Source organism: Neoluteolibacter marinus (assembly GCF_014904755.1).
In the GTDB taxonomy this organism is placed as follows: domain Bacteria; phylum Verrucomicrobiota; class Verrucomicrobiia; order Verrucomicrobiales; family Akkermansiaceae; genus Haloferula; species Haloferula marina.
Genome location: NZ_JACZFQ010000208.1, coordinates 1 through 306, shown reverse-complemented (window position 1 = coordinate 306; position 306 = coordinate 1). Strand labels below are relative to the sequence as shown.

General features: G+C 59.2%; 1 protein-coding gene. It reads right to left on the bottom strand.

Annotated elements, in window-relative coordinates:
- Positions 1-306: hypothetical protein (locus IG178_RS24505; protein ID WP_193215214.1), on the bottom strand; the 306-nt coding region annotated here is incomplete at both ends.

Genomic DNA, 306 nt, shown 5'->3' with positions numbered 1-306 from the left:
GGTCTCGGACGTTCCCAGAGCAGCAAAGGTTCGTGTTGCTTGTGCCACTCAACGTCAAGCGCCTGCGCCGCCTCGTCTTGGAGGTGAAATTCGGCGACGACCGCAGTGAGACCTTGCCCGACCTGCACGGCTTTGAGTTCGATGTAATCAAACTCCGGCGGGAGACGCTCACGGACAGCGTCCATACCGAACCAGTTGTGATCGTGTCGCACGACGTTGATGAGGTTCCACCACACCGATCCTCCACCTGAGCGAGAGCGCGCCAGCATCACGTGATTGCGCTCATCAATCGGCAAAAAACGCCGG